We start from the raw sequence: 13,903 nt of genomic DNA, 5'->3' as shown, positions 1-13,903 counted from the left end.
GCTTCTAATTTAGTTTTTAGTAAATATTTAGACATAAGAAAACCCCCGAATTGGAATCTTTGTCCAATTCCGGGGGTTAACTTCAAGGTTTATCTCATGTTTTTTGTTTTTATATTTAAAAGACAGTTATTTACCAATAATTCCTAATCCGCCTAATATAATTCCAGCTACTAGAACAGTAACAATTAATTTAGTAGATGACATTTTCTTTTTACCTAAAAGCCAGTAGCAAATAGCAACTAAAAGCACTGGTACAATAGCTGGCATTATTTGGTCTAAAATGGTCTGGGCCCGAAGTGTTACTTTACCTGTTTTAAACACTAAAGGAACGTTTGCGTTCACAACAGTTGGTATTAAAGCACCAACAACTGTAACTCCAAGTAGAATAGCTGCGTCGGTTAGCCTATTTAATTTGTTTCCAGCAGCATAAATTAATTTTTCACCTTGCGAGTATCCTAAAGGAAGAAGAGTAAAGCGAAGAAATAAGACTACAATGTTTGCTATTAGCCAAATGATTGCTCCAATCGGATTCCCTTTCAACCCCATGTAAGCCGCAATTGAGCCAAAAATAGTTGGTAAAATGACGCCTATTATTGTGTCGCCAACACCTGCGAAAGAACCCATAAGACCCGCCTTTAATCCTGCAATTGCTTCTTCAGCTTTGCGGCCTTCTTTCTCTTCAATGGCTATATCCATACCAACAATAAATCCTCCAATATATGCGTTGGTATTAAAAAATTGATTATGAAGTTTCATCATTGCTATTCGGTCATCTTTATCAGGGTATAGCTTCTGAATAGTTGGCAGCATTGTATACAGATAGCCAGTTGACATCATTCTTTCATAATTCCAACATATTTGGCTACTCCATAACCATCTCCAATTTGCTCGAAATAGATCTTTTTTTGTTATATTTTGACTGTTAATCTTCATATTCGCCGAACTCATTTTCTTGCCCTCCTTCAGTAGCATTATTAGTTGCAACATTATTATCAGTTTGCTTATAGTAAATTATAGCCATTGCTACTCCGATAATTGCTACGCCCAACATTGGTACTTTAATGTATGCAGCTAAAAAGAAACCAATAAAAAGGTATGCAATAAATTTCTTTGTAGGTAAGAACCTCAGAAGTATTGCAATTCCTACTACTGGTAAAATACCACCTGCCGCGGATAGTCCAGCAGTTAACCAAGTAGGTAGTGCATTAACTACAGTTTGAATTGTGCTTTTACCTACTAGTAACATTAAAAGTACTGGAACAGCACGCGATAGTCCCCATGGGAACATACCAAAAATAATGTTTCGTTCAACTCCAATTTCATCATCTTTTTCAATTGCTTTGTCTACTCTGTGTAAGAAATAAGTATTAGTAAATCGTGCTAAAACATCGAGTTGTACCATTAATAGACCGACAGGAACGGCTAATCCAATTGCAAAACTAACCCCTTTATTACTCATCACAGCGTAAGCGGTCCCAACAATTGCACCTGTCATAAAGTCAGGCATACTTGCCCCACCATATGTACCAACACCTAGTACCATTAACTGCAATGTTGCACCAACAACTAAACCCGTTTTGATATCACCCATAATAATACCGGATACCAGACCAATTAATAATGGATAATTGCATAAAATACCAACTGTAAGTTGATCTATAATCATCCAAAAGGCTAAAGCTGTTAATAATAATATTTGCCACCATGCAATTCCCATTTTAGTTCTCCTTTTCGTTTATCATTGGCATAAACTCTTCTTGCTTATCATTAGGGACCATCTGATGATAAAGGGTAATTCCTTGATCAGCTAACTTTTTAAAAATAACAACATCGTCTGAAGTCACAGCAACACTTTTGGCGACTTGTCTTGCTCCTTGTGACATAGACATGTTGCCTACATTTATGTCGGGAAGTTTGACTGAGCTGTTTACTAGCTGATAAAGTACTTGTGGCTTTTTAACAATTAAAAAAACTCTTTGACCATTATATTGACCACTAGTTATTCTTTTTGCGGCGCCTTTAATAGTTAATATACTCAAATGTACTCCAGCAGGAACAGCTGTTTTTAAAGTTTCTTTTTGAACTTTACTTTTAACGATTTGATCATCAACTACCATAATTCTTGTTGCATTCAAGTTTCTGGTCCACATTGTTGCAACCTGGCCGTGTATTAAGCGAGAATCAATTCGCACATTTATTAGTGGGTTTCCAGTATTCTTTGAAATTACTTTTTCATTTGAGGTCTTAGGGTCGGTTTTTAAGTGTGTCTTTCCCGTATCACCAGTCATTTCAATGGTTTGTTGTATGGCTTCATCAATAGGAGTCCCTGTTGCTAAAGATAAAATTAGCATTAAAGATAGTCCTGAAAAAAGTCTAATATTTGGATGATCTGCTATAAAAATTTTAGCGGCATTAGCAGGTGTTCCATTAGGAATATCTACGATAATTGCTATATTCTCTGATGCTTCATTGCTTTTTTTTAAGATATCTCTATAGCATCTAACGACATCATCAACGCTCATAGGGTCTTTAAAAGAAATCACTTCAAAGCCACTCAATGATCCTGTGATAATTTCACAACTTTTCAGTGTTTCTAAAGCATAATCACCATGACTAGCTAGAATAAACATTAAATCACACTCCTCTTATCAAAATTAATGTGTTAACTTGCTGACAAGTTAAATTTTAATTCTAAATGAAAGCAATTGCAATACCTTATTTAAAGCTTTTTGCATAAAAACAAAGTAGACATTTTTTCATAATAGTGATTAACTTAATGTATTAAGTTAAAGAAAGGAATTAACATGAATAGAAAACTAACTAGAATAAAAAAATATGAAGATTTAGGGATCGGTCTTTTTATTCATTGGGGTTTGTACTCTCAACTTAAGGTTGGAGAATGGACTGAATATATCCATCATAGAGATAAAAGAGAATATGAACAATTAATAAATAAATTTAATGCTGAAGAATTTGATGCTGATTATTTAGTTTCTAATGCCAAAAAAATGGGTGCAAAATATATTGTTTTAACTACAAAGCATCATGAAGGTTTTTTCTTATATGATACTAAGGGCTTATCTAAATTTGATGCAATACATAGTCCAGCCAAACGAGATATAATCAAAGAATTTATAAATGCATGTAACAAACAAAAAATCAAGCCTTTTTTATATATGGCTACCTATGATTGGCATTCTGATTTGTACCAAAACGATTTTGAGGGTTATCTTAATTATCTTTTGGAATCTGTCAGAATTTTATGTACAAATTATGGGCCAATAGGCGGATTTTGGTTTGATGGGGACTGGAACAAAAAAGATGCAAACTGGAAACTAGATCGTTTGTATGGCATGATTAGAAAATATCAGCCTAATGCAATTATTGTGAATAACACTGGTCTCAAGAGTAGAGGAAAAATTAGCAATCCAGAAATTGACGTTGTAACTTATGAAAGAAAAACGCCAGATCAGGTCAACCATGGATTTGGGGGAAAATATGTAGCTGGAGAAGCATCAATTACAATGAATCAACATTGGGGGTTTGCAAAAAATGATGTTAATTTCAAATCTACTAAGGAAATTGTCGAAAATATCGTTCACGCTCGAGGAATCGGAGCTAATATTTTATTAAATATTGGCTTAACTGGTACGGGTGAAATTCCTATAATGAATCAAGCAATAATGGAACAAGTTGGTAAATGGGTAAATATGGCAAATGAGAGTCTTTATGAAACGCGCCCCAAGCAAGAACTTAGGGCTAGTGGAAATACGAAAGACGTGGTATTGCAAAACAAAAGTAAAAATAGTATATACTTATTTATTCATGATTTGAAAATTGTTGGTAATGAAAATGTTGTATTAGGAGGAGAAGGTATTAATTTACGGTCATTTAGTGGTATATTCAAAGAAATTAAGAAGATAACTTGGTTAGATAATGGTGAGAGTGTCCCATTCATGCAAGATAAAAATAAGGGAATACTAACAATTGATGCTGGTGGCTATACTTATGGAACTGATTGGTGTGTGAGGGTAGCCAAGATCAATTTTTAAAAAATATGGTGAAAGGTAATGTCAAAATATCAAGATATTGTTTTAAAACTAGTTGAAAAGCTAAATAATGGTACGTTAAATCCTGGGGACCGTTTTTATAGTGAATCTGAAATCACCCAAATTTATCACGTGAGCTCTACTACTGCTGTTAAAGTTTTAAACACATTAGAGCAGCAGAATAAGGTTACCCGAGTGCAAGGTAGTGGTACTTTTGTTGCTAAAGAATCACATAAAAGAATAGCAATGTTGACTGACTTAAATTTGGGTGTTGGTCAGGGGGAAAGCGTCAAGGTTTTATCAGCTAATTTAGGTAAAGACCAAGAAATTAATAAAAGGCTCCATCTCCGAAAAGGTGATAAGTATCTTGAGGTTAGACGTATAAGGTATATTGGAGAAAAAGCTTCTCAGTATTCTATAAGCTACTTAAATCCTAAATTTATTGATTTAACAAATTTAAATGATTTATCTTTATTTAATTCTATTTATCAAAAAGTACGTGATGATTCAAAAATAGACCCATATGAATTACCATTTAAACAAAAAAATTGGGCTAAAAGTATTGAAAATAAAGAAATTTTGCAGTACTTTATACCAATTCAGAGTAAACTCTTGTTTATTTGTCAGGAAAGAGAAACGTATCTTCCCTATACATCTGATGAATTATTAGAATATGCAGTTAGTTATAAGTTGCCTGAGTATTGGGGCTATGAAGCTGAAGCAACAGCATATAGACAATAATAAAAGCCATGAGATTTTTCTCAAGGCTTTTATTTTTTCAGCAGCAGTACTTTCTCTTCAGGTAGTTTGATTTCAATTTGTTCGAGGCTAAATGGCTTTATTAAAGACATTTGGTATGCAGTCAAATGTAAAAGCTCGTTTGAGTCACCTTGCGGGTTATATAATGGATCTCCAATGATAGGGGAGCCAATTGCGGCTAAGTGGACCCGTATTTGGTGCGTTCGGCCAGTTTCAAGTATAACTTTGATTAATGCGGTTTGATCATCATAACGTTTTAAAATTTGGTAATGAGTGATTGACTTGAGTCCACCGCTTTTTATCATTCGTTTCCGCTGATCTAATGGATCGCGACTAATTGGCAAATCTATCATACCTGAATCCTGTAAAGTTTTAGAGTTGTCAACAAGTGCTAAGTATTCGCGATGAAAAGCCTTAGTAGTCAATTCTCGATTCAAAATTGGCACAACAGCTGGGTTTTTAGCTACAAGGAGTAGCCCGCTAGTTAGCATGTCTAAGCGATGAACAATAAAAGGAGTGTGCTTTAAATAGGTTGCACAATCGTTCAGAGCAGTATTGGTTTCATTTGAATTTGGATGTGTTTTTTGTCCAGCGGGTTTGTTAATGATTAACAAATCTTCATCTTCAAAAACTACATCAGGTAATTGACCATTTTCGGGATATTTTTTTTGGCCTGATTCAACATGTTCTAAAAAAAGCTCAATTTTATCGCCTGGATTGATTAGGCGATTAAAATATAGATAAGAACCGTTAATTAGTACTTTTTGCTCGCACCGCAAATAATGACGCCATTTTCGAGGAATTAAAAGTTTGCGTAAAAGTTCATTTACAGAACATGGTTTAAGATTTTTGGGGTAGTTAAGTGTAAAATAGTAGCTCATAAATATTTATTAAATCTTTTTGAAAATAAAGGTAGTACTTTCTGATATGATACAATTTTAGTTGTTTCTAAAAAGGAGCAGATAAAATGGAAAATAATGAACCAAAGAGAAACGGACTTGGTGGCTTATGGCACCGGTTTGATCACCGTTTTTATATCGGGCGCTGGATTATCTTGATCCTGCTAACCTTCACTTTTTTGGTTTGTACTTATTATACCGTCAAAGTAAAAACTTCAAACATCTCAAATCTAAAAGCATCCCTGTCAACGACCACGGCCATTTATGATCATAAAAGTCAAAAAGCGGGTTCGTTATATTCACAAAAGGGAACTTTTGTTGAATACAATAAAATTTCACCTAACGTCAAAAATGCCGTAATTTCAACTGAAGACCGAACTTTTTGGACAAACCCTGGCTTTAGTATTAAGGGAATGGTTAGAGCAGCCTTAGGGCTAGTGATTCACCGAGGACAAATTTCTGGCGGTGGCTCAACTTTAACGCAGCAGCTAGCCAAAAATGCTTTATTAACGCAACGCCAAACTATCTCACGTAAAGTAGAAGAACTATTTTTTGCGATTGAGATTACGCACGTTTACTCAAAAAAAGATATTTTAACTATGTATTTGAACAAAGCCTACTTTGGTAACGGTGTTTGGGGCGTGCAAGATGCCAGTAGGAAATACTTTGGTAAGGATGCTAGTCAGTTAACGGTGGGCGAAGGAGCTTGTTTAGCTGGAATTTTGCGGAATCCAAGTAAATATAATCCAATTGATCATCTGAATTATTCACTTTCAAGGCGTAATTTGGTTTTGGACTTGATGGTTTCAAATGATAAGCTAACCAAACAGCAGGCACAATCAGCTCAAAGACAAGGTTTAACTTTACGTGATACCTATCATAATCAGGATGGCTATCGTTATCCTTACTTTTTTGACGCTGTGGTCGATGAAGCGATTAATCGCTACGGTCTAAAAGAAGAAGATGTGATGAATAAGGGACTTCGTATTTATACGACGTTAAACCAAAATTATCAGCAGCAACTTCAGGAAAAATTTTCCCAAGACTGGCTATTTCCACAGGGGTCTTCTGACGGAACAAAGACTCAAGGAGCCAGTGTGGTGATGGATCCAAGTACTGGAGCTGTTCGTGCTGTCATTGGTGGACGAGGAAAACATGTCTTTCGGGGTTATAATCGTGCAACACAAATGAAGCGGCAGCCGGGTTCATCGATTAAACCAATTGTGTCTTACGCACCTGCTCTCCAGCAGGGCTACCATTATGATTCACAGCTTTCGAATAATCTGCAACGCTTTGGTAAAAATGGCTATCAGCCGCATAACGTTGATAACGGTTATTCTGATAAGATTCCAATGTATGTGGCATTAGCACAAAGTAAAAATGTGCCAGCCGTTTGGTTACTTGATCGGATTGGTGTTTCTAAGGGCGTCCAGTCCGCTAATAATTTCGGTATTAAAGTAGCCAAAGAAGATCAAAACCTCGCTTTGGCCTTAGGTGGGCTATCAACTGGAGTTTCTCCCATCCAAATGGCGCGGGCGTATTCTGCTTTTGCCAATAAGGGAAATCTTCCAAATAATTATTATTTCATTACTAAAATTACGGATGCTAGTGGCAATGTTATTGGTGAAAATCATGATACTGGAAGACACCGGATTATTTCTGAAAGCACAGCAAAAGAAATGACAACAATGCTTTTAGGAGTTTTTGCTGGTGGTACGGGTACTTCCGCACAACCAGCCGGTTATCGTGTTGCTGGTAAGACGGGTTCAACTGAGGTGCCCAATTCATATGGCTTTGGTACCAAGGACCAGTGGATAGTTGGTTATACTCCTGATGTAGTTGTTGCCACTTGGGTTGGTTATGATCGCACTAATAAACAACATTTTATGCACGGTGTCTCAGAAACCGAAATTACTAGGTTATATAAAGCAGAAATGGAAGGAATTCTTCCTTATACTGCGCAAAATCAGTTTGCTGAACAGGCTCCTAAACAAATTATTCAGAACAATGGTTCTAATTCGGATTGGACTAATGGCTTGAATGAAAAAATACAAAAAGGCTTAGGATCTGCGGGAGAAAAAATAAATGAATGGTATAATGACTTGAAGGGGTTTTTTAACCGTTAATTAGGAGGATTTAATCATGGTAAATATTTATGACGCAACCAATCAATTAGCTTCTGATTTGCAAGAAATTGATGAATTTAAGACTTTACAAGTTGCGATTGATGGAGTTAAAAAAAACACAGAAAGTTCAACTCTATTTAAAAAAATGGATAAGATGCAAAATGCAATTATGAAAATTCAATCACAAGGACAGGAATTGTCACAAGAAATGCAGGAAGAATATAAGAACTTAAATGATCAAGTTCAAAAAGATCCACAAATTTTGAAACTGTTGGAGGCAGAACAGGGCCTTTACAAGATAGTAGAAGAAGTTCAAAGAGTGATTACTAAACCAATAAATGATTTATATAAGGGTCTTAGGAATTAGATAAAACAATGAAATTTATTCATCTTGCTGATGCACACTTAGATAGTCCTTTTTTGGGGCTATCTTTTTTGCCATCTAGGAGTTCTTCATTTATCCATGGTGCTCCTAACCAGTCATTAACAAAAGTCGTTGATTTGGCCCTACAAGAAAATGTTGATCTTGTGTTGATTGCAGGAGATACATTTGATAGTGCTCGGCCTAATCCCAGTAGTCAAATCTTTTTTGCACAACAAATTGCCCGACTAACCGATGCCAAGATTCAAGTTGTCATGATTTTTGGAAACCATGATCACATGAAAAAAGAAGACTTGTTAATTTCTGAAAGCCCCTATTTTAAATTAATAGGTGATGGCGAAACGGTTGAAACCGTCAGCTATCAAACAGCTAACGGTTTCGAATATGAGGTCACGGGTTTTTCTTATTTAAAAAATCACATCACTACCAATAAAATTAGTGAATTTCCAGCTAAAAGCAGACATTATACTTTTGGCTTAATGCACGCACAAGAAAAGTCAGGCCAAAGTAGTCAAAATGTATATGCTCCATTTAATTTAACCGAATTAAAAGAGTTAAACTATGATTATTTTGCTTTAGGTCACATTCATTTGCGGCAAGTTTTATCATCCACTCCTTGGATTGTTTATCCTGGCAATTTGCAAGGGCGCCATATCAATGAAACAGGCGAAAAAGGCTGTTATCTGGGCGAAATAAATGAGCAAACAAAAGAAACAAAAATTCAATTTATTCCTACTTGTCCTATTGTCTGGCAAAAAGTTGCTATCAAATTGCAAAAACCGCTGTCCCAAGCTGATTTGCAGACTTTAATTTGCGATAATCTCGCTTCTTCGGTAACGACTTATTACTGCCTAAAAATTATTGGTGCCGAGTATCTGAGTGCAAAAGAACGTGAAATGATCCAAGAAAGTGATTTCTGGCACATGATCTCGCAGCAATTAGATTGTGAATCACAATTAGTGGATGTACGACTGGCCAGCAACAGTCACCTAGAAATTGCCGAAAATGATCAGGTTTATTTCAAGCAAGCTGAAAAAGAAGTTTTTGACCAGCAAGAGTTTCAGTCTTTCAGTAATGATTGGGCTAAAAAAGATGATTTTGCGGCCGAACTTGCCCAAAGTGCGCTTTTCGAAGAGCAAGTGCAACAACTTGCTGAGGTCAAACTGAATAGTAAATTGAAAGGAATTAGCGATGAAATTAACGAAGATTAAAGTTGTCAATTTTGGCCAATTCTCTGATTTTACGTTTGAACTGCCGGAATCTAATCTCACGGTTTTTTTTGGTGCTAATGAAGCTGGTAAAAGTACGATTGTTGCTTTTATTAAACAAGTTCTATTTGGTTTTCACCTAGCCAAGCATACTTCTGCTTTTTTTGAAGATTATAAGCCTTTAGCGAGGGTCAGCCCAATGGGTGGATCATTGTTTTTTACGGATGAGCAGGCTAATATATTTGAATTGGAACGTCTGTATGCACCGGGCAAGGGTTCTAAAGTTGGTACGCTAACTGTTAAGCGTAATGGACAGGTTGTTCCGGAAAATATTTTTTTTGATCAGTTAAAAAATATTGACGGTGAATTTTATTCGGACAGTTTTATCTTTAATCAAGACATGTTAGCCAAAGTTGGCACTATTGGACAGACAGATTTGCTTGAACGAATTTATTATTTAGGCGCTGCTAATAGTGACAAGCTGATTGATCTGCGTGACGATTTTGCCAAAAAAGCAAGTACATTATTTAAAAAAGGTGGGACTAATCCGCCGCTTAACCAGTTGCTTAAGCAGTTAAAAGAGCAGAAAATCAAGGTTGATGAGGCAGAGGAAGAATTTTCCGACTACCAAGAATTGCAAAAGCAGTTCAGTGATCAGCAAGCACAATTAACTGAACAGGAAGCACTTTTAACCAAGCTGCAAGATAAACAAAAGCATGTTGAACAACTGCAAAGATTACTGCCGAGCTACCAAAAACTTACCAAGTTAAAGCAAGAAGTAAAAACTGTTTACTTTGATGAACAAAAATATCAAGAAGCGCAAAATTTGCTGATAGAAAAGCAAAATTTGCAAAAACAGATGGAAAATTTGCAAAAACGACTAGCCAAAGTTGCTGGTCAAGATAATTCGCTCCAAAATGAGCATGAATTGGTTCAAAAAAAGCCTGAAGTTTTGCAATGGCGCTCAGAATATCGCTCTTGTTTACAAAAGCAGAAGCAAATTGCCAGTGAAAAAGAACAGCTAGTTACTCTTAACCCCGCATTGGCAAAGGTAGCTGATTTTAATCAAGATCAAATGGTTACATTGCAAACAGATTACCAAAACTTGTCTTTAAAAGATGACTCTTCAAGGCAAAACACTCAAACTGATGGAAGATATTGGCTGATTGGTTCTGGCTTAATCATCATTCTTGGTTTAATTCTGTTGGTAGTCAATTCACCGCTATTTGGCGGAGCCGCGCTATTTGGCGGTATTGTCTGTGGAATGTGTGGTTTCACTAAACAAAAGCAGGCTAGGGAGGTTAAGGCCCAGCAGGAAGAGCAAAGAGATTTAGCTCAAAAACAGCGGGCCGCTTTTACCAGTAAGTATGAATTAGAACCGGACCTATTGGATCTACCGAATTTGCTTAGCGCGTGGCGGCAATATCAATTACAAATTCAAAAAGAAAAAGTAGTTGAAAGCCAAGAAGAAGATTTACTTTTACAGTCTAGCAAACTTGCTGATAAGATTAGTCAACTTCTTCACCAAGAAGTCCAGCCAGACTTTGAGAGTATTCTTACTGCTTTAGACCAGTTAGAAACACAGGAAAATCTTGCCCGTCAGAGTAGCGAAGAAAAAGCTAGTTTGCAAAGTACAATTGCTGATAATAATTCTCGTATTAAGGAGCTCGATTTAAAATTAAATGCACTTTTTGCTGCAGCTAATGTAACTGACATGGCGGGCTATACGGCGCTTAAATCAGCTAAATTAAAGCAGGAACAACTCCAGGCTGAAATTAATGTTTTAACGACAAATCTTAAGCAAGATATGGCTGAGTTAAAATTAATTCAGCAAGATACTGCTTTGCAATCCAAGCTTCAAGAATTATTACAGCAAATTGCCAATCAGCAAGAAAAGATACGCCAATTACAAGCGACAAAGGCTGAGTTGAGTGTTAAGATGACTAACCTAGCTAACTCAAACGCCGTCTTTTCAGCTAAGCAAGATTTAGCTAACCTAAAAACTAAGTTTCAGAATTTAAGTACTGAATATTTAGCAGATTTAGCCGTATCAAAATGGATTGCGCGAGCACTAGATTTAGCTTCAAATGAACGCTTTCCTAAAATGTTAGTACTGGCAAAAGAATATTTGCGACTATTAACAAATAATCGGTATAATAGTATTGAAATTGACAAGAAACTAACAGTTACTCGTTATGATGGCAAGAAGATCAAGGTACAGTATTTGTCTCGTGGTACTTCTGAACAACTGTACTTTGCATTAAAACTAGCATTTGTTCAGCAAATAAAAGATCAAATCAACTTACCAATTTTAATTGATGATTCTTTTGTCAATTTTGATGATCAACGAGTTGACCAGATTAAGCAACTATTGGATCAAGTAGCGCAAAACAATCAGGTGTTAATTTTTACAGCGCAATCCACTTTAGTTGAAAAATTGCATATTCAGCCACTAACTTTTAGGAAAGGAACCGAGAATGTATAAACGTTTGCTGGATTATAATGATGGTGAAGAATTGGAGGCAGTTGTATTAATTAAAAATTCACAACTGCGACATACGAAAAAGGGCAAGCTATATTTAGCAATGTCCTTTGGTGATTCGTCAGGTGAAATTCGTGGTAACTTTTGGGATGCCAATAATCAGGATGCTGCGACTTTTAGTGCTGGCACCATTGTTGAATTAGATGGCAAACGTGAGGAATATCAAGGACAACCACAAATCAAGATTTATAGTTTACGAGTTGTTGGTCCTGAAGAAGGCTATGATCTTAAGCAATTTATTAAGTCGGCACCTGAAAAAATTTCTGTCATGAAAGAGGAAATTAATCAGTATGTATTTGAAATCTTAAATCCGACATGGAATCGCATAGTTCGCTTTTTACTGAAAAAATGGGGTGAGCGTTTCTATGATTATCCCGCTGGAAAAAGCAATCATCATGCGGTTAGAGGCGGTTTAGCCTATCATACGTTGTCAATGCTGCGGGATGCCAAGGCAATTGCCGACAACTATCCGCAGGTTGACAGGTCGCTTTTATATGCTGGCTGTATTTTGCATGACATGGGTAAAGTTCTTGAATTAACTGGACCAGCTGCAACGCAATATACCACTGAAGGTAATTTGGTCGGGCATTTAGTATTAATAGATGAACAAATTATGCTGGCGGCTAAGGAACTTAATTTCGATTTAGAAGCCGAGGATATTTTGTTGTTACGGCACATGGTCTTATCGCACCATGGTAAATTTGAGTATGGCTCACCTAAATTACCAGCGTTATTGGAAGCCGAATTGTTACATCGCATAGATGATTTGGATGCTGCTGTTTATGCAATTACTAACGCTTTGCAAAATACGCGGCCGGGTAATTTTACTGATAATATTATGAGCCAAGGTGGCAGGAAATTTTATCGGCCAAAAAAAGATGAACCGTTAACTAAAGCTAGAAAATTAGAGTAAAAAAAAGAAGTTCATTTGAACTTCTTTTTTATTTGCGATTAAACTATGCTTATTTCTTTGCATCTGAAGTAGAAATGTATGAAGATAAGACATTCTTAAGATCGTTATCTTTAATATTAACATCGGCTTTTTTCAATACAGTCGATATTACGCTACGCATTGTTTCTTGATCTTGTGACATAGAACGGTAAATCTGATCATCAATTTCCTTCTTGTGTGAAGCAAATGTGCCTTTACCAGGGTGTTTAATCATTCTAATCACATGGTAACCAGATTGTGATTTAACTGGGCTACTGGTGGTTTCACCGGTCTTTAACTTGAATGCCGCATTCTTAAATGCTGGGTCTAAAGTTGAATCGGTTGAATCAAAGGCAGGTAATTTTCCTTCGTTCGATTTAGTACCAGTATCAAGTGAGTATTTTTTAACTAAGCTCTTGAAGCTCTTACCATCTTTTAATTGCTTAATGATATCTTCAGCTTGTGATTTCTTGGCAACTAAAATATGTTGAACGGTAACTTTTGGTTGATATGATTTCCAAGCCTTGTCTTCTTGACTCTTAGAAATCTTCTTAACGTCTTTTAAAGCTGCCTCACTAAGTAAGTTAGTCTTAAGGTTTTGCTTAAAGCCTGAAACAGTCATACCGTTTTGTTGCAATACAGCGTTAAATTGGGAACCATATTGCTTTTTGTAATTATCAAATTGCTTGTTAACTTCACTCTTGGAAACTTTATTACCATATTGTTGTTCCAAAACATGGTTAATAATCATGTTAGCAAGAGCGGTTTGACCAGCTTGCGATTTCTTCATTTCATCGTAGTAGTCTTTTTGGGTAATTTTACCACCCTTGTAGGAGGCAACTGTCTTGCCATCATTAGAACAAGCAGCAGTTGATAAAGCAATTCCGGCTACAGCGGCTACTGCAGCAATTTTCTTAAAATATTTTTTCATAAAGTAATTCTCCACATCCTTAATAAATTAAGTCACCGTCAATTAATATAACATAAACTGGCAGCTCTAGTTTTTA

General features: G+C 36.0%; 12 protein-coding genes. 7 read left to right on the top strand and 5 right to left on the bottom strand.

Annotated features, from left to right (window positions below; all coding sequences use genetic code 11):
* Positions 1 to 126: 126 nt before the first annotated feature.
* Genes J3U73_RS04375 through J3U73_RS04365 form a run of 3 tightly spaced genes read right to left on the bottom strand, consistent with a single transcriptional unit; the run spans position 127 to position 2,630 of the window.
* Positions 127 to 948, bottom strand: a complete 822-nt coding sequence (locus tag J3U73_RS04375; protein WP_374106766.1) for a PTS system mannose/fructose/sorbose family transporter subunit IID — start codon at positions 946 to 948, stop codon at positions 127 to 129.
* Positions 923 to 1,717 carry a PTS mannose/fructose/sorbose/N-acetylgalactosamine transporter subunit IIC gene (locus J3U73_RS04370; RefSeq protein ID WP_220268208.1) on the bottom strand — a complete coding sequence of 265 codons (795 nt, stop codon included), beginning with the start codon at positions 1,715 to 1,717 and terminating at the stop codon, positions 923 to 925. The genes J3U73_RS04375 and J3U73_RS04370 overlap by 26 nt, the downstream gene beginning before the upstream one ends.
* Position 1,718: 1 nt before the next feature.
* Complete coding sequence (locus J3U73_RS04365) at positions 1,719 to 2,630, bottom strand: PTS mannose/fructose/sorbose transporter subunit IIAB (RefSeq protein ID WP_220268207.1); 912 nt, start codon at positions 2,628 to 2,630, stop codon at positions 1,719 to 1,721.
* Between the two features lie 174 nt (positions 2,631 to 2,804).
* On the opposite strand from J3U73_RS04365, the gene J3U73_RS04360 reads away from it, so the two are divergent.
* Both J3U73_RS04360 and J3U73_RS04355 read left to right on the top strand, forming a co-directional pair.
* Entirely contained in the window at positions 2,805 to 4,052 is a 1,248-nt protein-coding gene (locus J3U73_RS04360; protein ID WP_267409689.1) for an alpha-L-fucosidase, read from the top strand.
* Positions 4,053 to 4,070: 18 nt separating this feature from the next.
* Positions 4,071 to 4,790 carry a GntR family transcriptional regulator gene (locus tag J3U73_RS04355; protein ID WP_267409688.1) on the top strand — a complete coding sequence of 240 codons (720 nt, stop codon included), beginning with the start codon at positions 4,071 to 4,073 and terminating at the stop codon, positions 4,788 to 4,790.
* Positions 4,791 to 4,819: 29 nt separating this feature from the next.
* On the opposite strand, the gene J3U73_RS04350 is transcribed toward J3U73_RS04355, so the two are convergent.
* On the bottom strand, positions 4,820 to 5,689 hold the full coding sequence (locus tag J3U73_RS04350) for an RluA family pseudouridine synthase (RefSeq protein WP_267409687.1): 870 nt from the start codon (positions 5,687 to 5,689) through the stop codon (positions 4,820 to 4,822).
* Between the two features lie 86 nt (positions 5,690 to 5,775).
* Here J3U73_RS04350 and J3U73_RS04345 point away from each other — a divergent pair, with 86 nt between their 5' ends.
* Genes J3U73_RS04345 through J3U73_RS04325 form a run of 5 tightly spaced genes read left to right on the top strand, consistent with a single transcriptional unit; the run spans position 5,776 to position 12,878 of the window.
* A complete protein-coding gene (locus J3U73_RS04345) occupies positions 5,776 to 7,833 on the top strand; it encodes a PBP1A family penicillin-binding protein (protein ID WP_267409686.1) in 2,058 nt (685 codons plus the stop codon).
* 16 nt (positions 7,834 to 7,849) lie between these two features.
* Positions 7,850 to 8,200, top strand: a complete 351-nt coding sequence (locus J3U73_RS04340) for a YlbF family regulator (RefSeq protein ID WP_220268202.1) — start codon at positions 7,850 to 7,852, stop codon at positions 8,198 to 8,200.
* 8 nt (positions 8,201 to 8,208) lie between these two features.
* On the top strand, positions 8,209 to 9,426 hold the full coding sequence (locus J3U73_RS04335) for a metallophosphoesterase family protein (protein ID WP_267409685.1): 1,218 nt from the start codon (positions 8,209 to 8,211) through the stop codon (positions 9,424 to 9,426).
* Positions 9,407 to 11,908 carry an ATP-binding protein gene (locus J3U73_RS04330; RefSeq protein WP_267409684.1) on the top strand — a complete coding sequence of 834 codons (2,502 nt, stop codon included), beginning with the start codon at positions 9,407 to 9,409 and terminating at the stop codon, positions 11,906 to 11,908. The genes J3U73_RS04335 and J3U73_RS04330 overlap by 20 nt, the downstream gene beginning before the upstream one ends.
* Positions 11,901 to 12,878, top strand: coding sequence for a 3'-5' exoribonuclease YhaM family protein (locus J3U73_RS04325; RefSeq protein WP_220219940.1), 978 nt, complete (start codon positions 11,901 to 11,903; stop codon positions 12,876 to 12,878). The genes J3U73_RS04330 and J3U73_RS04325 overlap by 8 nt, the downstream gene beginning before the upstream one ends.
* A 49-nt stretch (positions 12,879 to 12,927) precedes the next feature.
* On the opposite strand, the gene J3U73_RS04320 is transcribed toward J3U73_RS04325, so the two are convergent.
* Positions 12,928 to 13,827 (bottom strand): peptidylprolyl isomerase PrsA, encoded by a 900-nt coding sequence (locus J3U73_RS04320; protein ID WP_220219939.1) that lies wholly within the window; start codon positions 13,825 to 13,827, stop codon positions 12,928 to 12,930.
* Positions 13,828 to 13,903 lie beyond the last annotated feature (76 nt).

Source organism: Lactobacillus sp. B4005 (assembly GCF_026536045.1).
GTDB classification, from domain to species: Bacteria; Bacillota; Bacilli; order Lactobacillales; family Lactobacillaceae; genus Lactobacillus; species Lactobacillus panisapium.
Note: the sequence above shows the minus strand (reverse complement) of the source record. Positions and strands in the feature narration are given on the sequence as shown.

Coding starts and splice junctions, on each gene's coding strand:
- J3U73_RS04375 (WP_374106766.1), bottom strand. CDS start 948: ATGAGTTCGGCGAATATGAAGATTAACAGTCAAAATATAACAAAAAAA.
- J3U73_RS04370 (WP_220268208.1), bottom strand. CDS start 1,717: ATGGGAATTGCATGGTGGCAAATATTATTATTAACAGCTTTAGCCTTT.
- J3U73_RS04365 (WP_220268207.1), bottom strand. CDS start 2,630: ATGTTTATTCTAGCTAGTCATGGTGATTATGCTTTAGAAACACTGAAA.
- J3U73_RS04360 (WP_267409689.1), top strand. CDS start 2,805: ATGAATAGAAAACTAACTAGAATAAAAAAATATGAAGATTTAGGGATC.
- J3U73_RS04355 (WP_267409688.1), top strand. CDS start 4,071: ATGTCAAAATATCAAGATATTGTTTTAAAACTAGTTGAAAAGCTAAAT.
- J3U73_RS04350 (WP_267409687.1), bottom strand. CDS start 5,689: ATGAGCTACTATTTTACACTTAACTACCCCAAAAATCTTAAACCATGT.
- J3U73_RS04345 (WP_267409686.1), top strand. CDS start 5,776: ATGGAAAATAATGAACCAAAGAGAAACGGACTTGGTGGCTTATGGCAC.
- J3U73_RS04340 (WP_220268202.1), top strand. CDS start 7,850: ATGGTAAATATTTATGACGCAACCAATCAATTAGCTTCTGATTTGCAA.
- J3U73_RS04335 (WP_267409685.1), top strand. CDS start 8,209: ATGAAATTTATTCATCTTGCTGATGCACACTTAGATAGTCCTTTTTTG.
- J3U73_RS04330 (WP_267409684.1), top strand. CDS start 9,407: ATGAAATTAACGAAGATTAAAGTTGTCAATTTTGGCCAATTCTCTGAT.
- J3U73_RS04325 (WP_220219940.1), top strand. CDS start 11,901: ATGTATAAACGTTTGCTGGATTATAATGATGGTGAAGAATTGGAGGCA.
- J3U73_RS04320 (WP_220219939.1), bottom strand. CDS start 13,827: ATGAAAAAATATTTTAAGAAAATTGCTGCAGTAGCCGCTGTAGCCGGA.